15 protein-coding genes and 1 pseudogene are annotated in these 17,499 nt (G+C 73.1%); 5 read left to right on the forward strand and 11 right to left on the reverse strand.

The genetic code is table 11. From position 1 onward, the window contains the following. Positions 1–4 precede the first annotated feature (4 nt). Positions 5–862, reverse strand: coding sequence for a class I SAM-dependent methyltransferase (locus tag ACZ6D7_RS43770; RefSeq protein WP_469503606.1), 858 nt, complete (start codon positions 860–862; stop codon positions 5–7). Between the two features lie 144 nt (positions 863–1,006). Between ACZ6D7_RS43770 and ACZ6D7_RS43775 the strand changes: the two genes are divergently transcribed. Together ACZ6D7_RS43775 and ACZ6D7_RS43780 are read left to right on the forward strand one after the other, a co-directional pair. Continuing rightward, entirely contained in the window at positions 1,007–2,995 is a 1,989-nt protein-coding gene (locus ACZ6D7_RS43775) for a S9 family peptidase (protein WP_469503609.1), read from the forward strand. 347 nt (positions 2,996–3,342) lie between these two features. Beyond that, positions 3,343–5,745 (forward strand): M4 family metallopeptidase, encoded by a 2,403-nt coding sequence (locus ACZ6D7_RS43780; protein WP_469503612.1) that lies wholly within the window; start codon positions 3,343–3,345, stop codon positions 5,743–5,745. A 61-nt stretch (positions 5,746–5,806) separates the two neighbouring features. On the opposite strand, the gene ACZ6D7_RS43785 is transcribed toward ACZ6D7_RS43780, so the two are convergent. From ACZ6D7_RS43785 to ACZ6D7_RS43795, 3 genes are all read right to left on the reverse strand, one after another. Next, entirely contained in the window at positions 5,807–7,000 is a 1,194-nt protein-coding gene (locus ACZ6D7_RS43785; RefSeq protein ID WP_469503615.1) for a glycoside hydrolase family 64 protein, read from the reverse strand. Positions 7,001–7,192: 192 nt separating this feature from the next. After that, positions 7,193–7,948 carry a dienelactone hydrolase family protein gene (locus ACZ6D7_RS43790; protein ID WP_469503617.1) on the reverse strand — a complete coding sequence of 252 codons (756 nt, stop codon included), beginning with the start codon at positions 7,946–7,948 and terminating at the stop codon, positions 7,193–7,195. Positions 7,949–8,068: 120 nt separating this feature from the next. Beyond that, positions 8,069–8,689 (reverse strand): L-threonylcarbamoyladenylate synthase, encoded by a 621-nt coding sequence (locus tag ACZ6D7_RS43795; protein WP_469503619.1) that lies wholly within the window; start codon positions 8,687–8,689, stop codon positions 8,069–8,071. 65 nt (positions 8,690–8,754) lie between these two features. Here ACZ6D7_RS43795 and ACZ6D7_RS43800 point away from each other — a divergent pair. Then, positions 8,755–8,928 (forward strand): annotated as a pseudogene (locus ACZ6D7_RS43800) (MarR family transcriptional regulator); the annotation flags it as partial. Positions 8,929–9,163: 235 nt separating this feature from the next. Next, positions 9,164–10,672, forward strand: coding sequence for a helix-turn-helix domain-containing protein (locus tag ACZ6D7_RS43805; protein WP_469503620.1), 1,509 nt, complete (start codon positions 9,164–9,166; stop codon positions 10,670–10,672). A 174-nt stretch (positions 10,673–10,846) separates the two neighbouring features. Here the strand turns inward: ACZ6D7_RS43805 and ACZ6D7_RS43810 are convergent, their stop codons facing one another. The 6 genes from ACZ6D7_RS43810 to ACZ6D7_RS43835 are packed head-to-tail and all read right to left on the reverse strand — an operon-like array spanning position 10,847 to position 16,147. Then, entirely contained in the window at positions 10,847–12,079 is a 1,233-nt protein-coding gene (locus ACZ6D7_RS43810) for a cytochrome P450 family protein (RefSeq protein ID WP_469503623.1), read from the reverse strand. Then, positions 12,076–13,338, reverse strand: coding sequence for a cytochrome P450 family protein (locus tag ACZ6D7_RS43815; RefSeq protein ID WP_469503626.1), 1,263 nt, complete (start codon positions 13,336–13,338; stop codon positions 12,076–12,078). The genes ACZ6D7_RS43810 and ACZ6D7_RS43815 overlap by 4 nt, the downstream gene beginning before the upstream one ends. Next, positions 13,335–13,997, reverse strand: a complete 663-nt coding sequence (locus ACZ6D7_RS43820; RefSeq protein ID WP_469503629.1) for a GTP-binding protein — start codon at positions 13,995–13,997, stop codon at positions 13,335–13,337. The genes ACZ6D7_RS43815 and ACZ6D7_RS43820 overlap by 4 nt, the downstream gene beginning before the upstream one ends. Then, on the reverse strand, positions 13,969–14,331 hold the full coding sequence (locus ACZ6D7_RS43825) for a DUF742 domain-containing protein (protein ID WP_469503630.1): 363 nt from the start codon (positions 14,329–14,331) through the stop codon (positions 13,969–13,971). The genes ACZ6D7_RS43820 and ACZ6D7_RS43825 overlap by 29 nt, the downstream gene beginning before the upstream one ends. Next, complete coding sequence (locus ACZ6D7_RS43830; RefSeq protein ID WP_469503633.1) at positions 14,328–14,750, reverse strand: roadblock/LC7 domain-containing protein; 423 nt, start codon at positions 14,748–14,750, stop codon at positions 14,328–14,330. Before ACZ6D7_RS43830 ends, ACZ6D7_RS43825 begins: the two co-directional genes overlap by 4 nt. Next, the gene (locus tag ACZ6D7_RS43835) at positions 14,747–16,147 is read right to left on the reverse strand and encodes an ATP-binding protein (RefSeq protein ID WP_469503636.1); all 1,401 of its coding nucleotides are present in this window, start codon (positions 16,145–16,147) and stop codon (positions 14,747–14,749) included. Before ACZ6D7_RS43835 ends, ACZ6D7_RS43830 begins: the two co-directional genes overlap by 4 nt. Positions 16,148–16,499: 352 nt before the next feature. Between ACZ6D7_RS43835 and ACZ6D7_RS43840 the strand changes: the two genes are divergently transcribed. Next, positions 16,500–16,703 (forward strand): hypothetical protein, encoded by a 204-nt coding sequence (locus tag ACZ6D7_RS43840; RefSeq protein ID WP_469503639.1) that lies wholly within the window; start codon positions 16,500–16,502, stop codon positions 16,701–16,703. 49 nt (positions 16,704–16,752) lie between these two features. On the opposite strand, the gene ACZ6D7_RS43845 is transcribed toward ACZ6D7_RS43840, so the two are convergent. Further along, the gene (locus ACZ6D7_RS43845; RefSeq protein ID WP_469503641.1) at positions 16,753–17,220 is read right to left on the reverse strand and encodes a hypothetical protein; all 468 of its coding nucleotides are present in this window, start codon (positions 17,218–17,220) and stop codon (positions 16,753–16,755) included. Positions 17,221–17,499: the final 279 nt, after the last annotated feature.

Below are 17,499 nucleotides of genomic sequence, written 5' to 3' on the forward strand. Positions count from 1 at the left end.
CCGGTCAGCGGCGGACCCGATCGGCGGCGTCCTTCCCGCAGACGAAGATCTCGGTGCTCGGCCGGCGTTCCGAGAACAGGCCCGCCGCGGAGGTCTCCCGCAGCAGCCGGCGCAGGTCCGCCTCGAAGGCGTCGCGGCGCGGGCCGAACAGGTGCGGGGCCGAGAACGGCATCGAGAACGCCCAGGCGACGACGTCGTCCTGGGTGCGCTCCAGCGCCTGGCCGCCCGGCACCACATGGCGCCGCGGACCGGAGAACCCCGCCCGGGCGAGCACGGCCGCCTCACCGCCGGGCGTTCCCTGGGCCAGCACCCCCCGGCCCGCTCGTCGGACGGGTCCCAGGGAGTGCCTGACCAGCTCGTCGATCGCCCCGTAGGGCACGGGCGGATACGGCAGACCGTCGACGGACCTGCCCTCCGCCTTCAGATCCGCGATGTGCACCAGGGACCCACCGGGCTCCAGCACGGCCCGGGTGGTCGCGGCCACCAGGTCGCGGTCCATCCAGTGGAAGGACTGGGCGAAGGTCGCCACGGTGAACGTGCCCAGTTCCGCCGGCAGCTCCTCGGCCCGGGCCCGCACCCAGCGTGCCTTCCCGTGGACCCCCAGCTCGACGGCCGTACGGCCGGCCTCGGCGAGCATCTCCCCGTCCGGGTCCACGCCGACGATCTCGCCGAACAGAGGGGCCGGCTCCAGGGCGACGGTTCCCGGTCCGCACCCCACGTCGAGGAGGCAACCCCGCCCGTCGAGCCGCAGCACCTCGGCGAGCGTGTCCGCCAGCCCGGGCGCGTAGGGCAGCCGCCCGCGCCGGTAGTAGGCGGCGGCACCCGAGAACAACGTGTCGTCCCACTCCCAGCCGGCCACCACGCCCGCCCACCACCTTCCCGACGGACCCGCGCCCGTCCGAGCCGCAGATGATTCCACGGGTCGGCGGCGGACCGGGCAGACCTCGATCGAGGCTACTTATTCGAACAAAAGTTTGACTCTCGGGTCGGGTGGAAGAAGCCCCTCGTGCCCATCGCCGCCTTGCCCGAACAGCTCGCCCGCACCGCCCGCCTCACCCGTGGCACGCCGCACCGCCCCACGCTCACACCCGACGGCGGAACCGTCCTCTTCCTGCGCGGCCGCGCGGGCGACGACCCGGCGGCCTGTCTGTGGGCCCTGGACGTGGGCAGCGGCGGCGAACGCCTGCTGGCCGCTCCCCGCGAGGGCGTCGACTCCTGCGCGACCGACCGGTCCGGCCGTCTGATCGTGTTCACCACGGCCGGCGCCCTGTGGACCGCCGGTGCCGAGCCCCGCCGCCTCCCCACGCCGCACCCGGTGTCCGACCCGCTCCCCGACCCCACCGGCAGCCACATCGCCTACGTCCACGAGGGCGCCCTGCGGATCATCGGCGCCGACGGCACGGCGGACCGGGCGATCGCCGAACCGGACGGCCCACACGTGGAGTTCGCGTGCGCGCCGCACACCCACACCACCGCACCCGACGGCCCGCACGGACACTGGTGGTCCCCGGACGGCACCCGGCTGCTCATCGCCCGCACCGACCGGACGCCCGTCCGCCCCGTGCCCGGTACCGGCCGGCGGCACGCCGCCGCGGGCACCCCCGGCCCCGAGGTCACCCTGTGGCTCGCCGACCTCGACGGCGCCCGCGTCCCCGTGCCCTGGGACCGGGCGGCCCACGAGTACCTCGTCGGCGCGGGCTGGGACCCGCACGGCCCCTACGCCGTGGTCCAGTCCCGGGACCAGCGCGCACTGCGCCTCCTGGGGATCGAACCGGGCGACGGCCGCACCCGCGTCCTGCACGAACAGCGCGACGAGCCCTGGCTGCGGCTCGTGCCCGGCCTGCCCGCCCGTACCGGCTCCGGCACCTGGCTCACCCACCGCGACCTGCGCGGCACCCGGCACCTCCTGGACGACGGCGTGCCCGTCACCCCGCCCGGACTCCAACTGCGGGCCGTCCTCGGTGTCGAGGGCGACGAGGTGCTGTTCACCGCCTCCGAGGAGCCGACCGAGACCCATCTGTGGACCTACCGTCCGGGGTCCGGCGCGCGACGGCTGACCGAAGGAGCGGGCGTGTACTCCGGAACGCGGCGCGGCGGCACCCTGGTCCGCGCGGGCGAGCGGACCATGGTCCTGCGGGAGGGCCGCCCGGCGGTCCCCCTCGCCTCCTACGCCGAACGCCCGGTGCTCGACGTGCGTGCCACTTCGCTCCGCCTCGGCCCGCGCGCGCTGCGCGCCCGGCTGCACCTGCCCTCCTGGCACCGCCCCGGCGGCGGCCCCCTGCCCGTCCTCCTCGACCCGTACGGCGGTGCCGGCGCCCAGCGGGTCACCGCGGCGACGGACTGGCGGACGCTGGTGTCGCAGTGGTTCGCCGAGCACGGCTTCGCGGTCCTGGTCGCCGACGGACGCGGCACGCCCGGCCGCGGGCCCGACTGGGAACGCGCCGTCCACGGCGACCTGTTCGGACCCGTCCTGGACGACCAGGTCACCGCCCTGCGCGAGGCCGCCCGCCGCCACCCCGACCTCGACCTCGGCCGGGTCGCCGTCCGCGGCTGGTCCTTCGGCGGCACCCTCGCCCTGCTCGCCGTCCTGCGCCGCCCGGACGTCTTCCACGCGGCCGTCGCCGGCGGCGCGGTCACCGACCAGCGGCTCCACGAGGCCCACGGGCGGGAGCGGGTCCTCGGCCACCCGGACGAGCACCCCGGCCGGTACGCGGCGGCCTCCCCGCTGCACGAGGCGCACCGGCTGACCCGCCCCCTGCTGCTTCTGCACGGCCTCGCCGATCCCCAGGTGCCTCCTGTCCACGCCCTGCGCCTGTCCGCCGCGCTGCGGGCCGCCGGCCGGCCCCATGAACTCGTCCTGCTGCCCGGCGCCGGTCACCAGCCCATCGGCACGGCGCTCACCGCCGACGTGCTGCACCGCCAGGCGGGCTTCCTGCGGCGGCACTTGACGGCCGCGCCGGCCGCCGTGCGGCCCTGGGGGCGGGACGCCAGGTAGCACCCGCCGAGGGGGCCGCCGTGGCCGGTTCCGTACCCACCACGCGGGTACGGGACGCGGACCGCCGCACCCCGTCCGGGACAGCAAGTGCACAGCTCATCCACAGAGTCGCCGGGGCCGGGACCCTCGGGCGTACCGGGTACCGAGGGATAACCCTCGAAGCACTCCGCTCTGGCTGACATGCCACTGTCAAGCCTGCCATTCTCCCTCCCAACCGCCGCACCCCACACGGCGGTTGCCTTCACCACCTCTCGGTCCCGCACAGCTCAGCTCGTCCCGGACAGCACACCCGTCTGCCCGGTCTGTCACCGGCCGGTCTCCCCACGGCCGCAGCAGGAGGAGAACGAGTGAGACCCAACCCCCGCAAGCGGACCGCGGTCGGAGCGGCCCTGCTCTCCACGGCCGCCCTGCTGGCCGTCGGAGTCCAGACCGTTCCGGCGGTCGCGAAGCCCGCAGCCCCCCACCCCAGCCCCGTGCGCACCGGCGGCCTGCCCGCCGAGATCACGCCCGCCCAGCGCACGACGCTCATCAAGAGCGCCGAGGCGAAGACGGAGCGGACGGCCGACACCCTGGGCCTCGGCGCCCCGGAGAAGCTGGTCGTCAAGGACGTCGTGAAGGACAACGACGGCACCGTGCACACGCGCTACGAGCGCACCTACGCCGGTCTGCCCGTCCTCGGCGGCGACCTCGTCGTGCACACGCCCCCGGCCTCGCTGGCCGCCGGCACGGTGAGCACGACCTTCAACAACGACCGCCGTACCGTCTCGGTCAAGTCCACGACCCCGACGTACAGCAAGGCGGCCGCCGAGACCAAGGCACTGAAGGCGGCCCGGGCGCTCGACGCGCAGGACCCCGCCGCCGACAGCGCCCGCAAGGTGATCTGGGCCGGCGAGGGCACCCCGAAGCTCGCCTGGGAGACGGTGGTCAGCGGACTCCAGGACGACGGCACCCCGAGCCGGCTGCACGTCGTCACCGACGCCACCACCGGCGCGGAGCTGCACCGCTTCGAGGACATCAAGACCGGCACCGGCAACAGCCAGTACAGCGGCACGGTCACCATCGGCACCACGCTGTCCGGCTCGACGTACCAGCTGTACGACACCACGCGCGGCGGCCACAAGACGTACAGCCTCAACAACGGCACGTCGGGCACCGGCACCCTGATGACCGACTCCGACGACGTCTGGGGCACCGGCTCCGGCTCCAACACCCAGACGGCCGGCGTCGACGCCCACTTCGGCGCCCAGACCACCTGGGACTTCTACAAGAACACCTTCGGCCGCAGCGGCATCAAGAACGACGGCGTCGCCGCCTACAGCCGTGTCCACTACAGCTCGGCGTACGTCAACGCCTTCTGGGACGACGACTGCTTCTGCATGACCTACGGCGACGGCACCAGCAGCACCCACGCGCTGACCTCGCTGGACGTCGCCGGTCACGAGATGACCCACGGCGTCACCTCCAACACCGCGAACCTGAACTACACCGGGGAGTCGGGCGGTCTGAACGAGGCCACCTCGGACATCTTCGGCACGGGTGTGGAGTTCTACGCGGCGAACTCCACCGACGTCGGTGACTACCTCGTCGGCGAGAAGATCGACATCAACGGCGACGGCACCCCGCTGCGCTACATGGACGAGCCCGACAAGGACGGCAGCTCCGCCGACAGCTGGTACTCCGGCATCGGCAACCTCGACGTCCACTACTCCTCGGGCCCGGCGAACCACATGTTCTACCTGCTCTCCGAGGGCAGCGGCAGCAAGACCATCAACGGCGTCACCTACAACAGCCCGACCTCCGACGGCGTCGCCGTCGCCGGCATCGGCCGGGCCGCGGCGCTCCAGATCTGGTACAAGGCGCTGACGACGTACATGACGTCCAGCACGAACTACGCGGGCGCCCGCACCGCGGCCCTCAGCGCGGCCGCCGCGCTGTACGGCTCAAGCTCCACCCAGTACGCCGGGGTCGGCAACGCCTTCGCGGGCATCAACGTAGGCAGCCACATCACGGTCCCGTCGACCGGCGTCACGGTCACCAACCCGGGTAGCCAGTCGGCGACCGTCGGCACCGCGGTCAGCCTGCAGATCTCCGCCAGCAGCACCAACAGCGGCTCCCTGACCTACGCCGCCACCGGACTGCCCACCGGCCTGTCGATCAGCAGCTCCACCGGTCTGATCTCCGGCACGCCGACCACGGCCGGCTCCTACAGCACCACCGTCACGGTGACCGACTCCACCGGCGCCACCGGCACCGCGTCCTTCACCTGGACGGTCAGCCCGACCGGCGGCGGCTCCTGCACCTCGACGCAGCTCCTGGGCAACGCGGGCTTCGAGTCCGGCAACACCACCTGGACGGCGACGAGCGGTGTCATCACCAACTCCAGCAGCCAGGCGGCCCGTACCGGCTCCTACAAGGCCTGGCTGGACGGCTACGGATCGACCCACACCGACACGCTGTCGCAGTCGGTGACGATCCCGAGCGGCTGCACGAACACCACGTTCACCTTCTACCTGCACATCGACACGGCCGAGACCACCACCAGCACCCAGTACGACAAGCTGACGGTCGCCGCCGGATCGACCACCCTGGCCACGTACTCGAACCTCAACGCGGCCTCCGGCTATGTGCAGAAGTCCTTCAGCCTCGGGTCCTTCGCAGGCTCCACGGTGACCCTGACGTTCACCGGCGTCGAGGACTCCTCGCTCCAGACCAGCTTCGTGGTGGACGACACCGCCGTCACGACCGGCTGATCCGCCCCCCCGACCGACGTCCCGCACACGGGCTCCCTCCGTGTGCGGGACGTCGTCGTGCTCAGCTCAGCGGGTCCAGCGTCAGATACGCCTGGAGCGGGGAGCCGTCGTGGACGAGCGACTCCTGCTGTCCGACGTCGTCGAACGCGAACGCGTACGCCTTGCCGTCGGCCATCTGGGCGTGGATCTTGCGGGCGTAGTGGTTGGTCACCACGTCCTGGTAGAAGTTCGTCGTCGTGGTGTCCGGCTGGTTGGGGTTGACCAGGAGCGTCGACCGGTTGAATCCCGCGCACAGGGTGCGGGAGATCGGCCCGCGCACGGCGTCGTTCGGGGCGTCCAGCAGCCGGTGGCACCCGAAGACGCTGGAGGCGTCCGGCTTCTGGAAGCTCGTCACGACCGCCCCGGAGGAGTTGGTGAAGTTCATGACCCCGCCCGAGACCCGGCCGTAGTACCTGGTCCCCGGCTGGTCGGCGAACGGCGTCACGGTCAGCGTCGTCGTGGCGTACTTCTGCCAGACGCGGTTGATGTAGTCGTCCATGACGTTCGCCGGCAGGGCCCCGGTCTCCACCCCGTACAGCGGTGCGAGCGCGCGCAGTACGGTGCCGTCGGACCGGGTCTGGATCAGGTTCGCCCAGCCGCCCGGCTGACCGCGCAGGGCGTTGAAGAACCCGTTGTAGCCCCCGGACTTGAGCCGCCCGGTGCTGACCGTGCTCCCGTCGGCGCGCTGCACGCCGACCGCGTACGGCGCGGAGAACATGTCGACCTGGGTGCTGTTCAGCCACAGCCCGGAGTCGTTGAGTGTGTACTCCGACCAGTTGAACAGGATGTTCCGGTTCGGGTCGCTCGGGTTCTGCACGGCCGGCTGGACCAGCCCGCCGGTGGTGAGCTTGAAGACCAGCTTCTGCCCGTACGAGAAGTAGATCCGGCCGGAGAACTTCGGGATCCGGATGGTCGCCGACCGTCCGGCCGCCGGGCCCGGGATCGACGCGTCGGGCGCGGGGGTGGGCGGGTTGCCGCCGGCCGGCCAGGCATGGAACGTGCCGCCCGCGTCCGCCCAGCCCTGCCGGCCCGTGCTCAGCTGGGTGCCGAGGTTGTAGACGTAGAGGGCGTCGCCGCGCCCCGAGTTGTTGGTGATCTTCAGGGGGATGGTGTCGGGGACGGCCGCCTCGGCGGGGGTGGCCGGTGGTCCCAGGGTGAGCAGCGCGCCGACCAGGGCGACGGCTCCCACCAGTCTGAACGTGATCCTTGCGAGCACTCTCCACCTCCGTGCGGGAAGGTCCGTGGGGAGACCTGTGGGGATACCTGCGGGGGTACCTGGGGGGGTACCTGGGGGTTGGTCCGTACTTTCGTTGAGAGCGCTCTCAAAGTCGCACTGGGGTGTGTGCATGTCAATGATTCGGACAAGAAGAGGGCGCCCGTGTCCGTCCGGCCACGGGCGCCCGTGCGGTCAGAACGCCCGCTTCAGGAGGTCCAGCAGTGCCGCCCAGTGGCGCTCGGCGGCCTGCTCGTCGTACGCGGCGGTGTCGGCCTGGGTGAAGCCGTGGTGGGCGCCCTCGTAGACCTCGCAGCGGTGGCGGACCCCGGCCTCGGTGAGCGTGTCCTCCAAGAGCCGGATCTGCTCCGGGGGCAGGGACGGGTCGTCGTCCGCGTGGCCGAAGTACAGCTCCGCCGTGATCCGGCCGGCCACCAGGTGCGGGCTGTCCGGTGCGTCGGTCGCGAGCCGCCCGCCGTGGAAACCGGCCGCCGCCGCCACCCGCTCCGGATAGGTGCCGGCGGTCAACAGGGAGAGCCGGGCGCCCATGCAGTACCCGGTCAGCGCGACCGGGCCGTCCGCGACCAGCGGGCTCTCCTCCAGCCGGCGGAGGTAGGCGCCCGCGTCCCGCATCGCGAACTCCGGGGTGAGGGCCCGCATGACCGGCATCAGGCTGCCGAAGATCTCCGGGCGGGCCTCCGGGTCGATGAACTCGGGCAACTCCACGACCGGGGCGCGCCCGTGACGGTAGAACACGTTGGGGACCAGCACCGTGAAACCGGCCCCGGCGATCCGGTCGGCCATCGCCCGCAGATGCGGGCGCAGCCCGAACGCGTCCTGGTACAGGAGCACACCCGGACGGGGCGTCCCGTCGGCGGGGTGGGCGAGATAGGCGTCCGCGACGCCGTCCTCGGTCCGGATGTCCACGGCTGTTCCCTCTACGGAGGTCATGGGGGGTGCCTCTCTGCGCGGTTCACGACGAGCAGCGGATCCGCCCGGCGGGGCCGGGCCGAGTCGATCGTTGCACGTATCATCCACCGGGCCGTGATGGCCCCCACCGCCCACCGTCCGTCACTCGAAGCGCGAGATGTCACCCGCCCCGACCCGCACGATCTCCGCCTCGCCCTCGGAGAAGTCGATGACCGTGGTCGGCTCGGTCCCGCAGTCCCCGGAGTCGAGCACGCCGTCCACCAGATGGTCCAGCTCGTCCTTGATCTGCCAGCCCTGGGTCATCGGCTCCTCCTCGCCCGGCAGCAGCAGCGTGCTGGACAGCAGCGGTTCACCGAGTTCGGCGAGCAGGGCATGGGTGACGACATGGTCCGGGATGCGCACGCCCACCGTCTTCTTCTTCGGGTGCTGGAGCATGCGCGGCACCTCCCTGGTCGCCGGGAGGATGAAGGTGTAGCTGCCGGGCGTCGACGCCTTGATCGCGCGGAACACGTCGTTGTCCACCCGCACGAACTGGCCCAGCTGGGCGAAGTCCTGGCACACCAGCGTGAAGTGGTGCCGGTCGTCCAGCTTGCGGATGGCCCGGATCCGGTCGATGCCGTCCTTGCTGCCCAGTCGGCAGCCCAGTGCGTAGCAGGAGTCCGTCGGGTACGCGATCAGCGCGTCCTCCCGGATGGCCTGCGCGACCTGGGTGATGATGCGCGGCTGGGGGTTGTCGGGGTGCACGTCGTAGTACTTGGCCATTGGCCGAGCTTATGCCGTGGCGGGATCCGTGCGGTCCCGACGGCTCACGGTGTGCCGGGCCGGAGCTGATGAAGCCGAACAACGTCAGCTCCCTCGTCTCCCAGCTCACCGTGCGGGGCGACCTGGAGCGGCGCCAGGACAGCGCCGACAAGTGCGTCGCCCATCTGTACCTGACGGCGACCTCGCGCACGCGCCTCGCCGAGCTCCGCGACCTCGGGACCGCCTACCTCGCCGAGGCCACAGCTCGGGGCGGCCGTCGTCGAGGGCAGCGGACAGGCCTTCATGAGCGGCGTGCACACGGCCGTCGTGGTCACCGGCCTGCTGTGCGTCGCGGAGCTGTACCGGCCGCCACCGGAATCAGGCGCTCCGATCCGGTCGGCTGACGTCGGCTCCTCCGGCCCCGTGAGGTAACGTCCCCGACCGAATCCACTGGTTCGGCCCGCGGGGGTCGCGAGGGACGAGGAGAGCACGCGCATGACCGGCCGGGACGACGGGAACCGCCGCACCGAGGTGACGGGCGGCGCCGACTCGACATGGGCGCGGGAACTCCTCGACCACCTGCGCCCCACCGGGGCCGGCGTCCGCAGGATCACCGACTGGCTGGCGGCGACGCTCGACGCGACCGTGTGCCTGGTCGACGACACCGGCACCCCGCTGGCCGGGCCGCGGGTGCCGCTCGACGAGGGCCCGGCCGCGGACATCCTCTCCGGCCGTATCGCCTCCGCCGCCTGGGAGGGCGACGGCCGCTTCGCCCGGCTGATCCGGGTCGGACTCCCGGCCCCCGCCTCGGCCGGCGTGCTCACCGTGTCCCGGGCGGCCCCCTTCGACCGGCGCGCCGCCGACATCGTCACGCACACCGCGAGCGTCCTCGAACTCGTGCTGCGCGCCCAGCAGACCGCCGCCACCGGACACCGCCTCGCCCGCGCCACCGCCGACCTGCGCCTCGCCATCCTCCAACTCCTCATGGTCGAGGACATCGTCGCCGCCCGCCGGGTCGCCGCCGGACTGTGGCCCGGCCTGCTGGACACCGACACCGCCTGCGTCTTCGTCGTCGAGAGCGCCCCCGCCGACCGCGACCGCCTCGCCGAGGACTGCGTCGCGGCCACCCGGGACGAGGCCCTCGTCGTCCGCTGCCCCGCCATGGACGGCCACGTCATCATCGTCACCCCGGACGACACCTCGGCCGCCGCCCTGTGCGCCCTGTGCGCGCGCACCCCCGACGCCTATCTCGGCGGCAGCACCCGGCACAGCCTCGCCAGCACCGCCACCGCCTACGGACAGGCCGTCAGCGCCCTGGCCGTCGCCCGCTTCCGGCCCGACCAGCGGGCCGTCTACTCCGAACGCACCCACCCCGAGCGCCTGATGGACCCGGACGTGCTGGCCACCTGGACGACCCGGCTGCTGCGCCCCCTCGATGCCCTGCCGCACCACACCCGCGCCGAACTCCTCGCCACCACCCGGCTCGGCCTGGAGTTCACCGCCGTCAGCGCGGCGAAGGTGCTCGGCGTCAGCCGCAACACCGTCCGGGCCCGCATGGAACGCGTCGAGAACCTGCTGGGCGCCGACTTCTCCGACCTCACCGTCCGGGCCACCGTCCATCTCGCCCTCAACACCCAGGTCGGCTTCGCCGAGGAGCGCGCGGGCGGCGGGGCGGCCCCCGCCCGGCTCGGCGACCTGCTCACCGGGCCCGCCCTGGGCACCTGGGCCAGGGACCTGCTGGCCCGTCTGGACACCGACGGCCGCGACCTGCGCCGCACCCTGCGCGCCTGGATCGCGGCCGGCGGCAACGCCGAACGGGCCGCGCACCTGCTCGGCGTGCACGCCCAGACCGTGCGCGAACACGTCCGCAGCGCCGAACCCGTCCTCGAACGCCAGTTGCTGGCCTCCGGCAGCGACCTCTACGAAGTCGTCCTCGCGCACCTGGCGACCCGTGACCTCGACCAGCCCGACCTGCGCGGAGACCGCCGGCCGGGAGCGGAATAGGGCCATCCGGACTCACCTGTGCACAGGTGAGTCCTCGGCGCCGCGGAACGGGCATCGGCACGATTCACAAGCCGCGCGCCCGCCCGTAGGTTCAGGGCACGGCGGCGGCGCGACCGGCACGGGGGACTGGTCGCGCCCCCCGCATCCGTCCGCCCTCTGTGGCCCCGCGCTCGTTCAGCCGCGCAGCCGGACCGGGATCTCCTGCCAGCCGAACGCGATGAACGACGGCACCTGGCGCAGCTCCTCGTCGACCGTCCGCAGCTCCGGGAACCGCTCGAACAGCGCCGGCAGCGCGGTCAGCGCCTCCATCCGGGCCAGCGGCGCGCCGATGCACCGGTGCACCCCGATCCCGAACGCCAGATGGTCGTCGGCCCCGCGCGCCGCGTCGAACACGTCCGCGTCCGCCCCGTAGTGCTCGGGGTCCAGGCCCGCCGCCGCGTACGTCGTGATGATGGCGTCCCCGGCCGGGATCGTCACGTCACCCACCGTCAGGTCGCTCACCGCGAACCGCAGCGGCAGCGAGGCGATCGACGGGTGCGCGCGCAGCGTCTCGTCCACCACCGCGTCCCAGCCGATCTCCCCGCGCCGCACGGCCGCCAACTGCTCCGGGCGCCGCAGCAGCGCCACCACCGCGTTCCCGATGAGGTTCACGGTCGTCTCGAACCCGGCGCCGATCACCAGCAGCAGCGTGTACAGCAGCTCCTCGCCGCTGAGCCGGTCGCCGTCCTCGTCGCGCACCCGGATCAGCTCGGTCGTCATGTCGTCGCCGGGATGCTCGCTCTTGTGGGCGATGAGCCCGCCCAGCACCGTGCCGATCTGCTCCTGCACGAACGCGGCGTGCTCCGGACTCGGGTCCGAGGTGTCCATGATCGCCGCGATCAGCCGGGCGGTGGCGCCGCGCATCTCCTCGGGCACCCCGAACAGCTCGCAGATGATCCGCAGCGGCAGCGGATGCGCGAACCCCGCCTTCAGGTCCACCACGTCACCGTCGGCATCGGGAGCGCCGGCATCGAGGTCGTCCAGCAGCTCCTTGGTGACCGCCTCCACCCGCCCCCGCAGCGCCTCGGTGCGCCGGTGGGTGAAGCTCGGCGCCACCAGTTTGCGCAGCCGCGCGTGGTCGGCGCCGTACGTGGAGAGCATGTTGACCACGCCGACCCAGCCGAGGATCCAGCCCCAGGAGGGATGGTCGCCCAGCTCCGGCCAGAGCCGCCAGTGCTGCCGCGGGTCCTTGCTGACGCGCGGGTCGAGGATCAGCTCCTTCAGCGTGTCGTAGCCGGTGGGCGCCCAGGCCGGGATGCCGCCGGGCAGTTCCACGGGCACGATCGGGCCCAGGGCGCGCAGCCGGGCGCTCTCGGCGGGGATGTCGGCGCCCAGCGGGTCGAGGACGAAGCGGTCGGTCACGGTCACGACGGAACTCCTGGCTGTTCTGGCCGTTCTGGCTGTTCGGACACGGGGGAGCGGGGGCTGAAACGGACCGGCAGCGCGGTCAGCGAGCGGTGGAAGGGCCCCGGCCGCCAGCTGAGCCGCTCGCGCGGCAGCACGGGGTCGAGGTCGGGCAGCCACTGGGTGAGCCGTTCGATCGCCTCGGTGACGATCAGCAGCGTGTGCTGCTTCACCGGACAGGCGTGCGGACCCGCGCCCCACGACAGGTGCGAGGCGTCGTTGGGGTGCCGGCCGGGGGCGCCCTCCTGCTCGGCGAAGTGCCCGAGCGCCCCGTACGACACCACCACCGGCACCGTCTCGCGCAGCCACACACCGTGGAAGGAGACGGGTCTGCGGGCGTAGTAGATGCCGTAGTTGGTCAGCGGGGTCTCGTGGTGCAGCACCTCGACCACCGCGTCCATGACCGGACGGGCGCCGCTGGTCAGGGTGGAGTAGTAGGCCGGGTTGCCCAGGATCCGCGAGAGGGTGTTGGACAGCAGGTTCGCGGTCGGCTCGTACCCGGCGCCCAGGGTGAGGAACACCTGCCAGGTGACCTCCTCCTGGGTCAGCCGGGCCGGATGGTCGAGCAGCCGGCTGGGCAGGTCGTCGCCGCGCCGCTCGGCCTTGGCGGCGATCAGGTCCAGCACGTACCCGGCGTACTCCGCCTCGCCCTGCGCCGCCTGCGCGCCGCCCTCCATCATCTTGCCGAGGCCCCGGTTGAGCCGGTCGCCCTGGCTGTCCGGCAGCCCGAACAGGTCGTTGAGGACCAGCGCCAGGAGCGGCCGCGAGAAGTCCCCGACGAGATCGGCCTCCCCGCGCGGCCCGATCCGTTCCGCCAGCAGCCGCACCGCCCGCTGCACCCGCGCCCGCAGGTCGTACGGCTCCACCAGGTCGAACACGTCGATCAGCGTGGTGCGGTAGCGGACGTGGGCGGCACCGTCGGCGAACAGGGCGTTGGGCCGCCAGCGCATCATGCCGAGCACCGGGGAGTCGGCGGGAACGGTCTCCTCCCACACGCGAGGGTCGTGCGAGAACCTGTCCTCGTCGTGCAGCACCTCCAGCGCGGCCCGACGGTCCGTGACCAGGTACGCCGGCACGCCGGGCGCCAGCTCGGCCCAGCCGACGGGGCCCTGGGCGCGCAGGGCGGCGTAGTAGTGGCGCGGATCCGAGGCGAAGCCGTCCTCCCACAGGCGCACGGGCGCCGAGCGCGAGAAGTCCCGCCGGTCCGGGGGGTAGGTGGTCACCGGGCCTCCACGGGGTCACGGGTGATCAGATGGTCGACCAGCGCGAGCAGCGCGTCGATCGAGGAGTTCGCGTCCCGCGCGTCGCACGTCACCATCGGCGTCCCCGGCTCCAGGTCCAGGGCGCGGCGCAGCTGCTGCGTGCCGTGGTGCCGGGGCGCGTCCGGGAAGTCGTTGAAGGCGACCGCGTACGGCAGTCCGCTCTCCTCCACGAGCCCCAACACACCGAACGACGCGTCGATCCGGCGGCTGTCGACCAGGACGAGCGCGCCGAGCGCCCCGTAGGCGATGTCGTCCCACAGCGCCCGGAACCGCTCCTGCCCGGGTGTGCCGAACAGGTACAGCACCACCCCGCCGGGCAGGCTGAGCCGGCCGAAGTCGATCGCCACGGTCGTGGTCGCCTTGTCCCGCACCCCGGCCAGGTCGTCCACCTCCGCGGACGCCTCGCTCAGGTGCTCCTCGGTGTGCAGCGGCCTGATCTCGGACACCGAGTCGATCAGCGTGGTCTTACCCACCCCGAACGGCCCCGCGACCAGGATCTTCACCAGGTCGCGTGCGGTGTCCGGCAGATGGATGCCATCGGCGGCGGCCGTGCCGCTGGTGCTGTGGGGGGCGTTGCGGGGGGTGCTTGCGCTACGTGTGCTTGAGGGCGCGGAGGCCATCGGCCACTCTCTTCAGCAGGTCGGGGTCGAACCGTTCGGCGGGCGGGATCGGCGCGCGGGCGAGGACCAGGTCGCGGTCGACGAGGTCGGCCGCCAGCACCCGCACCGCGGACACCGGCAGCCGCAGCAGCGCCGCCGCCTCCACCACCGCCAGCGAACCGCCCTCCAGAACGTCCAGCAGGGCGAGTTCGGCGGCGGGCAGCCCGGCGGGCCGGGATCCACAGCCGAGCGCCAGCACGGTCAGCCGCTCCATGTGGGGGCGGCTGGGCCGGGCCACTCCGCCGGTCGACAGATAGGCGGGAACCAGGGGACGGCCGGCCGGGCGGCCGGTCATGCGGGCGCGGTGTCGTCGGCTCCTCGGGGCGCGGCCGCCATGGCCTTCTCGCCCAGTCGCGCCACCTGGGAGTGGACCCGGTGCGCCAGCAGGTCCAGCCGCACCCCGCCGTCCCCGTACGCGGCGACACAGGTGCCGTGGTCCGTGGGCACGATCAGCACATAGCCGTGGTCGGACTCGATGACGATCTGCCGTACCTCGGCCCCCTCCCGGTCGGCGAACGCGGCCGCCGCCGTCCGGCAGGCTCCCTGCACGGTGCTGGTGATGGCCGCGACCCGCTCGGCCGACGGCTGCGACAGCGCGTCGGTGTACCCCGTCACGAGCCCGTCCCGGGTCAGCATGACGGCGGCCACCACGTGCGGCACCTGGAGGATCGGTTCCAGCACCCATGCCGTGTCGCCCGTGTTGCGGCTGGTCATCGGGCCGCTCCTCCTTCTGCGTGGTCGGTCTGGTCGGTGTCGTCGTCGCCCGCCTCGGGGGCCTCGGCCGCGGCCGCGCGGGCCGCGGCGGTCCCGGACTGCAGGGCGCCGAGCGCGGCCGCCGCGTCCTCCGGGCGGCGCGCCGGCCGTACGGGCTCGGCGGCCTGCGGTGCGGCGGCGGCCCGGATACGGCGGCGGCGCTGCGGCAGCCCGTCGGCGTCCCGGGGCGCGTGGTGTCCGGCCGGCTCCGGTTCGGTGCTCTCCGTCCCGTACGCGTGGGAGGGGGCGGATCCTTCGGGCGCGGGCCGCTGGGGCGTGCGCGCGGTGCGGGTCGTGCGCGGGGCGCTGGCCGCCGGGGGCCGCTTCTCGGGGTCGATCCGGCTGAGGAGATGGGCGTCGACCCGCAGGACCGCCCGCACCCCGCCGTACGGGGAGACCGAGGAGAGGTCCACGCCCAGGTCGAACTGCCGGGTCAGACGGCCGATCGCGGCCAGTCCCATGCGCGGCGGGTCGCCCAGGTCGGTCAGCAGGATCGGCTCGTCCCCGGCCACCAGCCGCTGCGCACGGTCGCGTTCGTCACGGGTCATACCGAGGCCGGCGTCGTCGACGGTGACGCAGACGCCGTGGTGGACGTGCTCCAGGCTCACCACGACGTCGGTGTCCGGGGAGGAGTGCCGCAGCGCGTTGTCGAGCAGCTCCGCGACGATGATGGCGACCGGTTCCACGGCGTGCGAGACCAGGGCCGTGCCGGGTTCGAGATGGTTGTGGACCGTGACCCGCTGGTAGCCGGCGAGCCGAGCCTGGCCGCCGGTCACCGCGTCGACCAGGTGCGACTCCTCGCGGGCCAGCCCGACCCAGGCCCCACACACCACGGCGGCGACCTGCGCCCGGCGCAGCGACTGCTCGTTCTCGTGGTCGAGCCGGAACAGGGTCTGCGCCAACTCGGGGTCGTCGTAGCGCTGTTGGAGTCCACGCAGGGCGTCCTGGAGCCGGTAGAGGGCGGCCTGGATCTCCCGGGTGGCGCCCCGCATCCCGGCCTGCGCCGCGGCGTCGACCCGGGTGCGCTGGGCGGACACCTCGGCCTGGAGCGCCAGCAGCACGTTCTCCAGCGCGATACCGGTCGGTGTGCCGACGGTCAACGGCTGGAGCGGGCCGGGCACGTCCATGTGCGGATGGGCGACCTGCCGGACGGCCGCGGGCACCCGGCGCGCCGCCAAGTGCTCCACCTCCGCCGTGAACGCCCGCAGGGTGCCGTCGAGTTGGGTGCGCAGCGCGGTGATCTCGGCGCGCTGCCGGATCCGTTGCCGCCGTAACCGCAGCAGTCCGCCGGCGAGGGCGAGCGCGGACAGTGTGCCGGCGGCCAGACCACCGACGGCCAGGTCCGGTAATTCGATCATCGATTCGGTTCCAGGAAGGTGGGCGTCGTTCCGGAGGTGAGCGGGATGCGTGAGGGCAGGGCAGGGAAGTGCCCGGGAGGAATGAGACCGGGCACTCGCAGCACAGTACACACCGTCATCGATCGATCCCGCACGGTTGAGCGATTCTCCGCTCCGAAAGTGCCCGGTATCTGTTCACTTCGGTGATGGGTGTCTGAATTGCCGTGCACCTCGGGCGAGTTGAGGAGACCCAGACCCGATGCCGGTGCGATGATCGCAGGGGTGGGCCGCCGAACGGGGCATGGGTTCACCCGCCCCGGTGAGCGCGCGCACAACGGGCGTACCCCCGGCGCGCGAGGCGCGTTGCCCCGGCATGGACCGACCCATTCCCGCGCCGCCCGCCGGTGACTGCCCGGCCGGCCTGCTCTACGCCCAGTCGTCCGGCGGCACCTGGTGCCGTGCGCCGATCTACGCCCGGCTCGTCGCGGAGTGGCGCGCCCGGGGCCGTACCGTGCCTTCCCATCCGGACGTACGGTGGGTGGGCTTCGCCCAGGTCCCGGGCGGCGGGGGTCGGTGACGCGCGGGACGCACAGGACTCGCGGGCCGCACGGGACGCGCGCGGCGCGCTACGCGTCGCACAGCGGGGTCAACACGGCCAGCGTGCCGTTGGCCTGACGCAGCGCCAGCTCCAGTGTCGTCGGCGCGTGCAGGGAGCCCGTGCCGTCCGGCGGCACCAGCCACTCCGTGAACCGGGCGGGCCGGTACGGCGGCGGCACCGCCACCCAGGAGCCCCGGCCCGCGTGGCGCAGCCCGGCCCCGATCCACCGGCTGCCGGGGTCCGGCGGCAGGAGGAAGCCCACCCGGTGGGCCGCGGTGTCCACCAGGGTGGGTCCGGGCACGGGCCGGGACGACTGCCACAGCAGGTCCAGGGCCAGCATGCCCAGCCGGTCCGGCACACTGACCACGTCCCAGTAGCGGCCCGCCTCCAACAGGGCGATTCCCTCGCCCTGGTCCCACTCGCGTTTGCAGACCCGAGGGTCCTGCGCCGCGGCGGCGAGCCACTCCACGCCGCGGTCCCACATCACTTCGCTCATCGTCCGGCTCCGTCTGAAGTCCCCAGGGCCCGGCCGGACGCGGGTCGGCGCGTCACCGGGCGTTCGCCGTCGGCCGCACGCCGACTCGGCACATTGCATGCTGGTAGATATTTCTACGTGGCGGAAGGGGTGGCGCGGCGTGGCGTTTTGGTCTGTTTCGTTCGACGTCCGCGCCACTGTTCTAAGAGGTCGTTTTCTCCCGTTGTTTCATCCCGTGATGCGGTTTTGGTCCGGTGGTGTCGGGTCGCGCCAGGAGACTGTGGTTTCACCGGTGAGGCG

The sequence above is a fragment of the Streptomyces sp. NPDC041784 genome, from assembly GCF_055591025.1.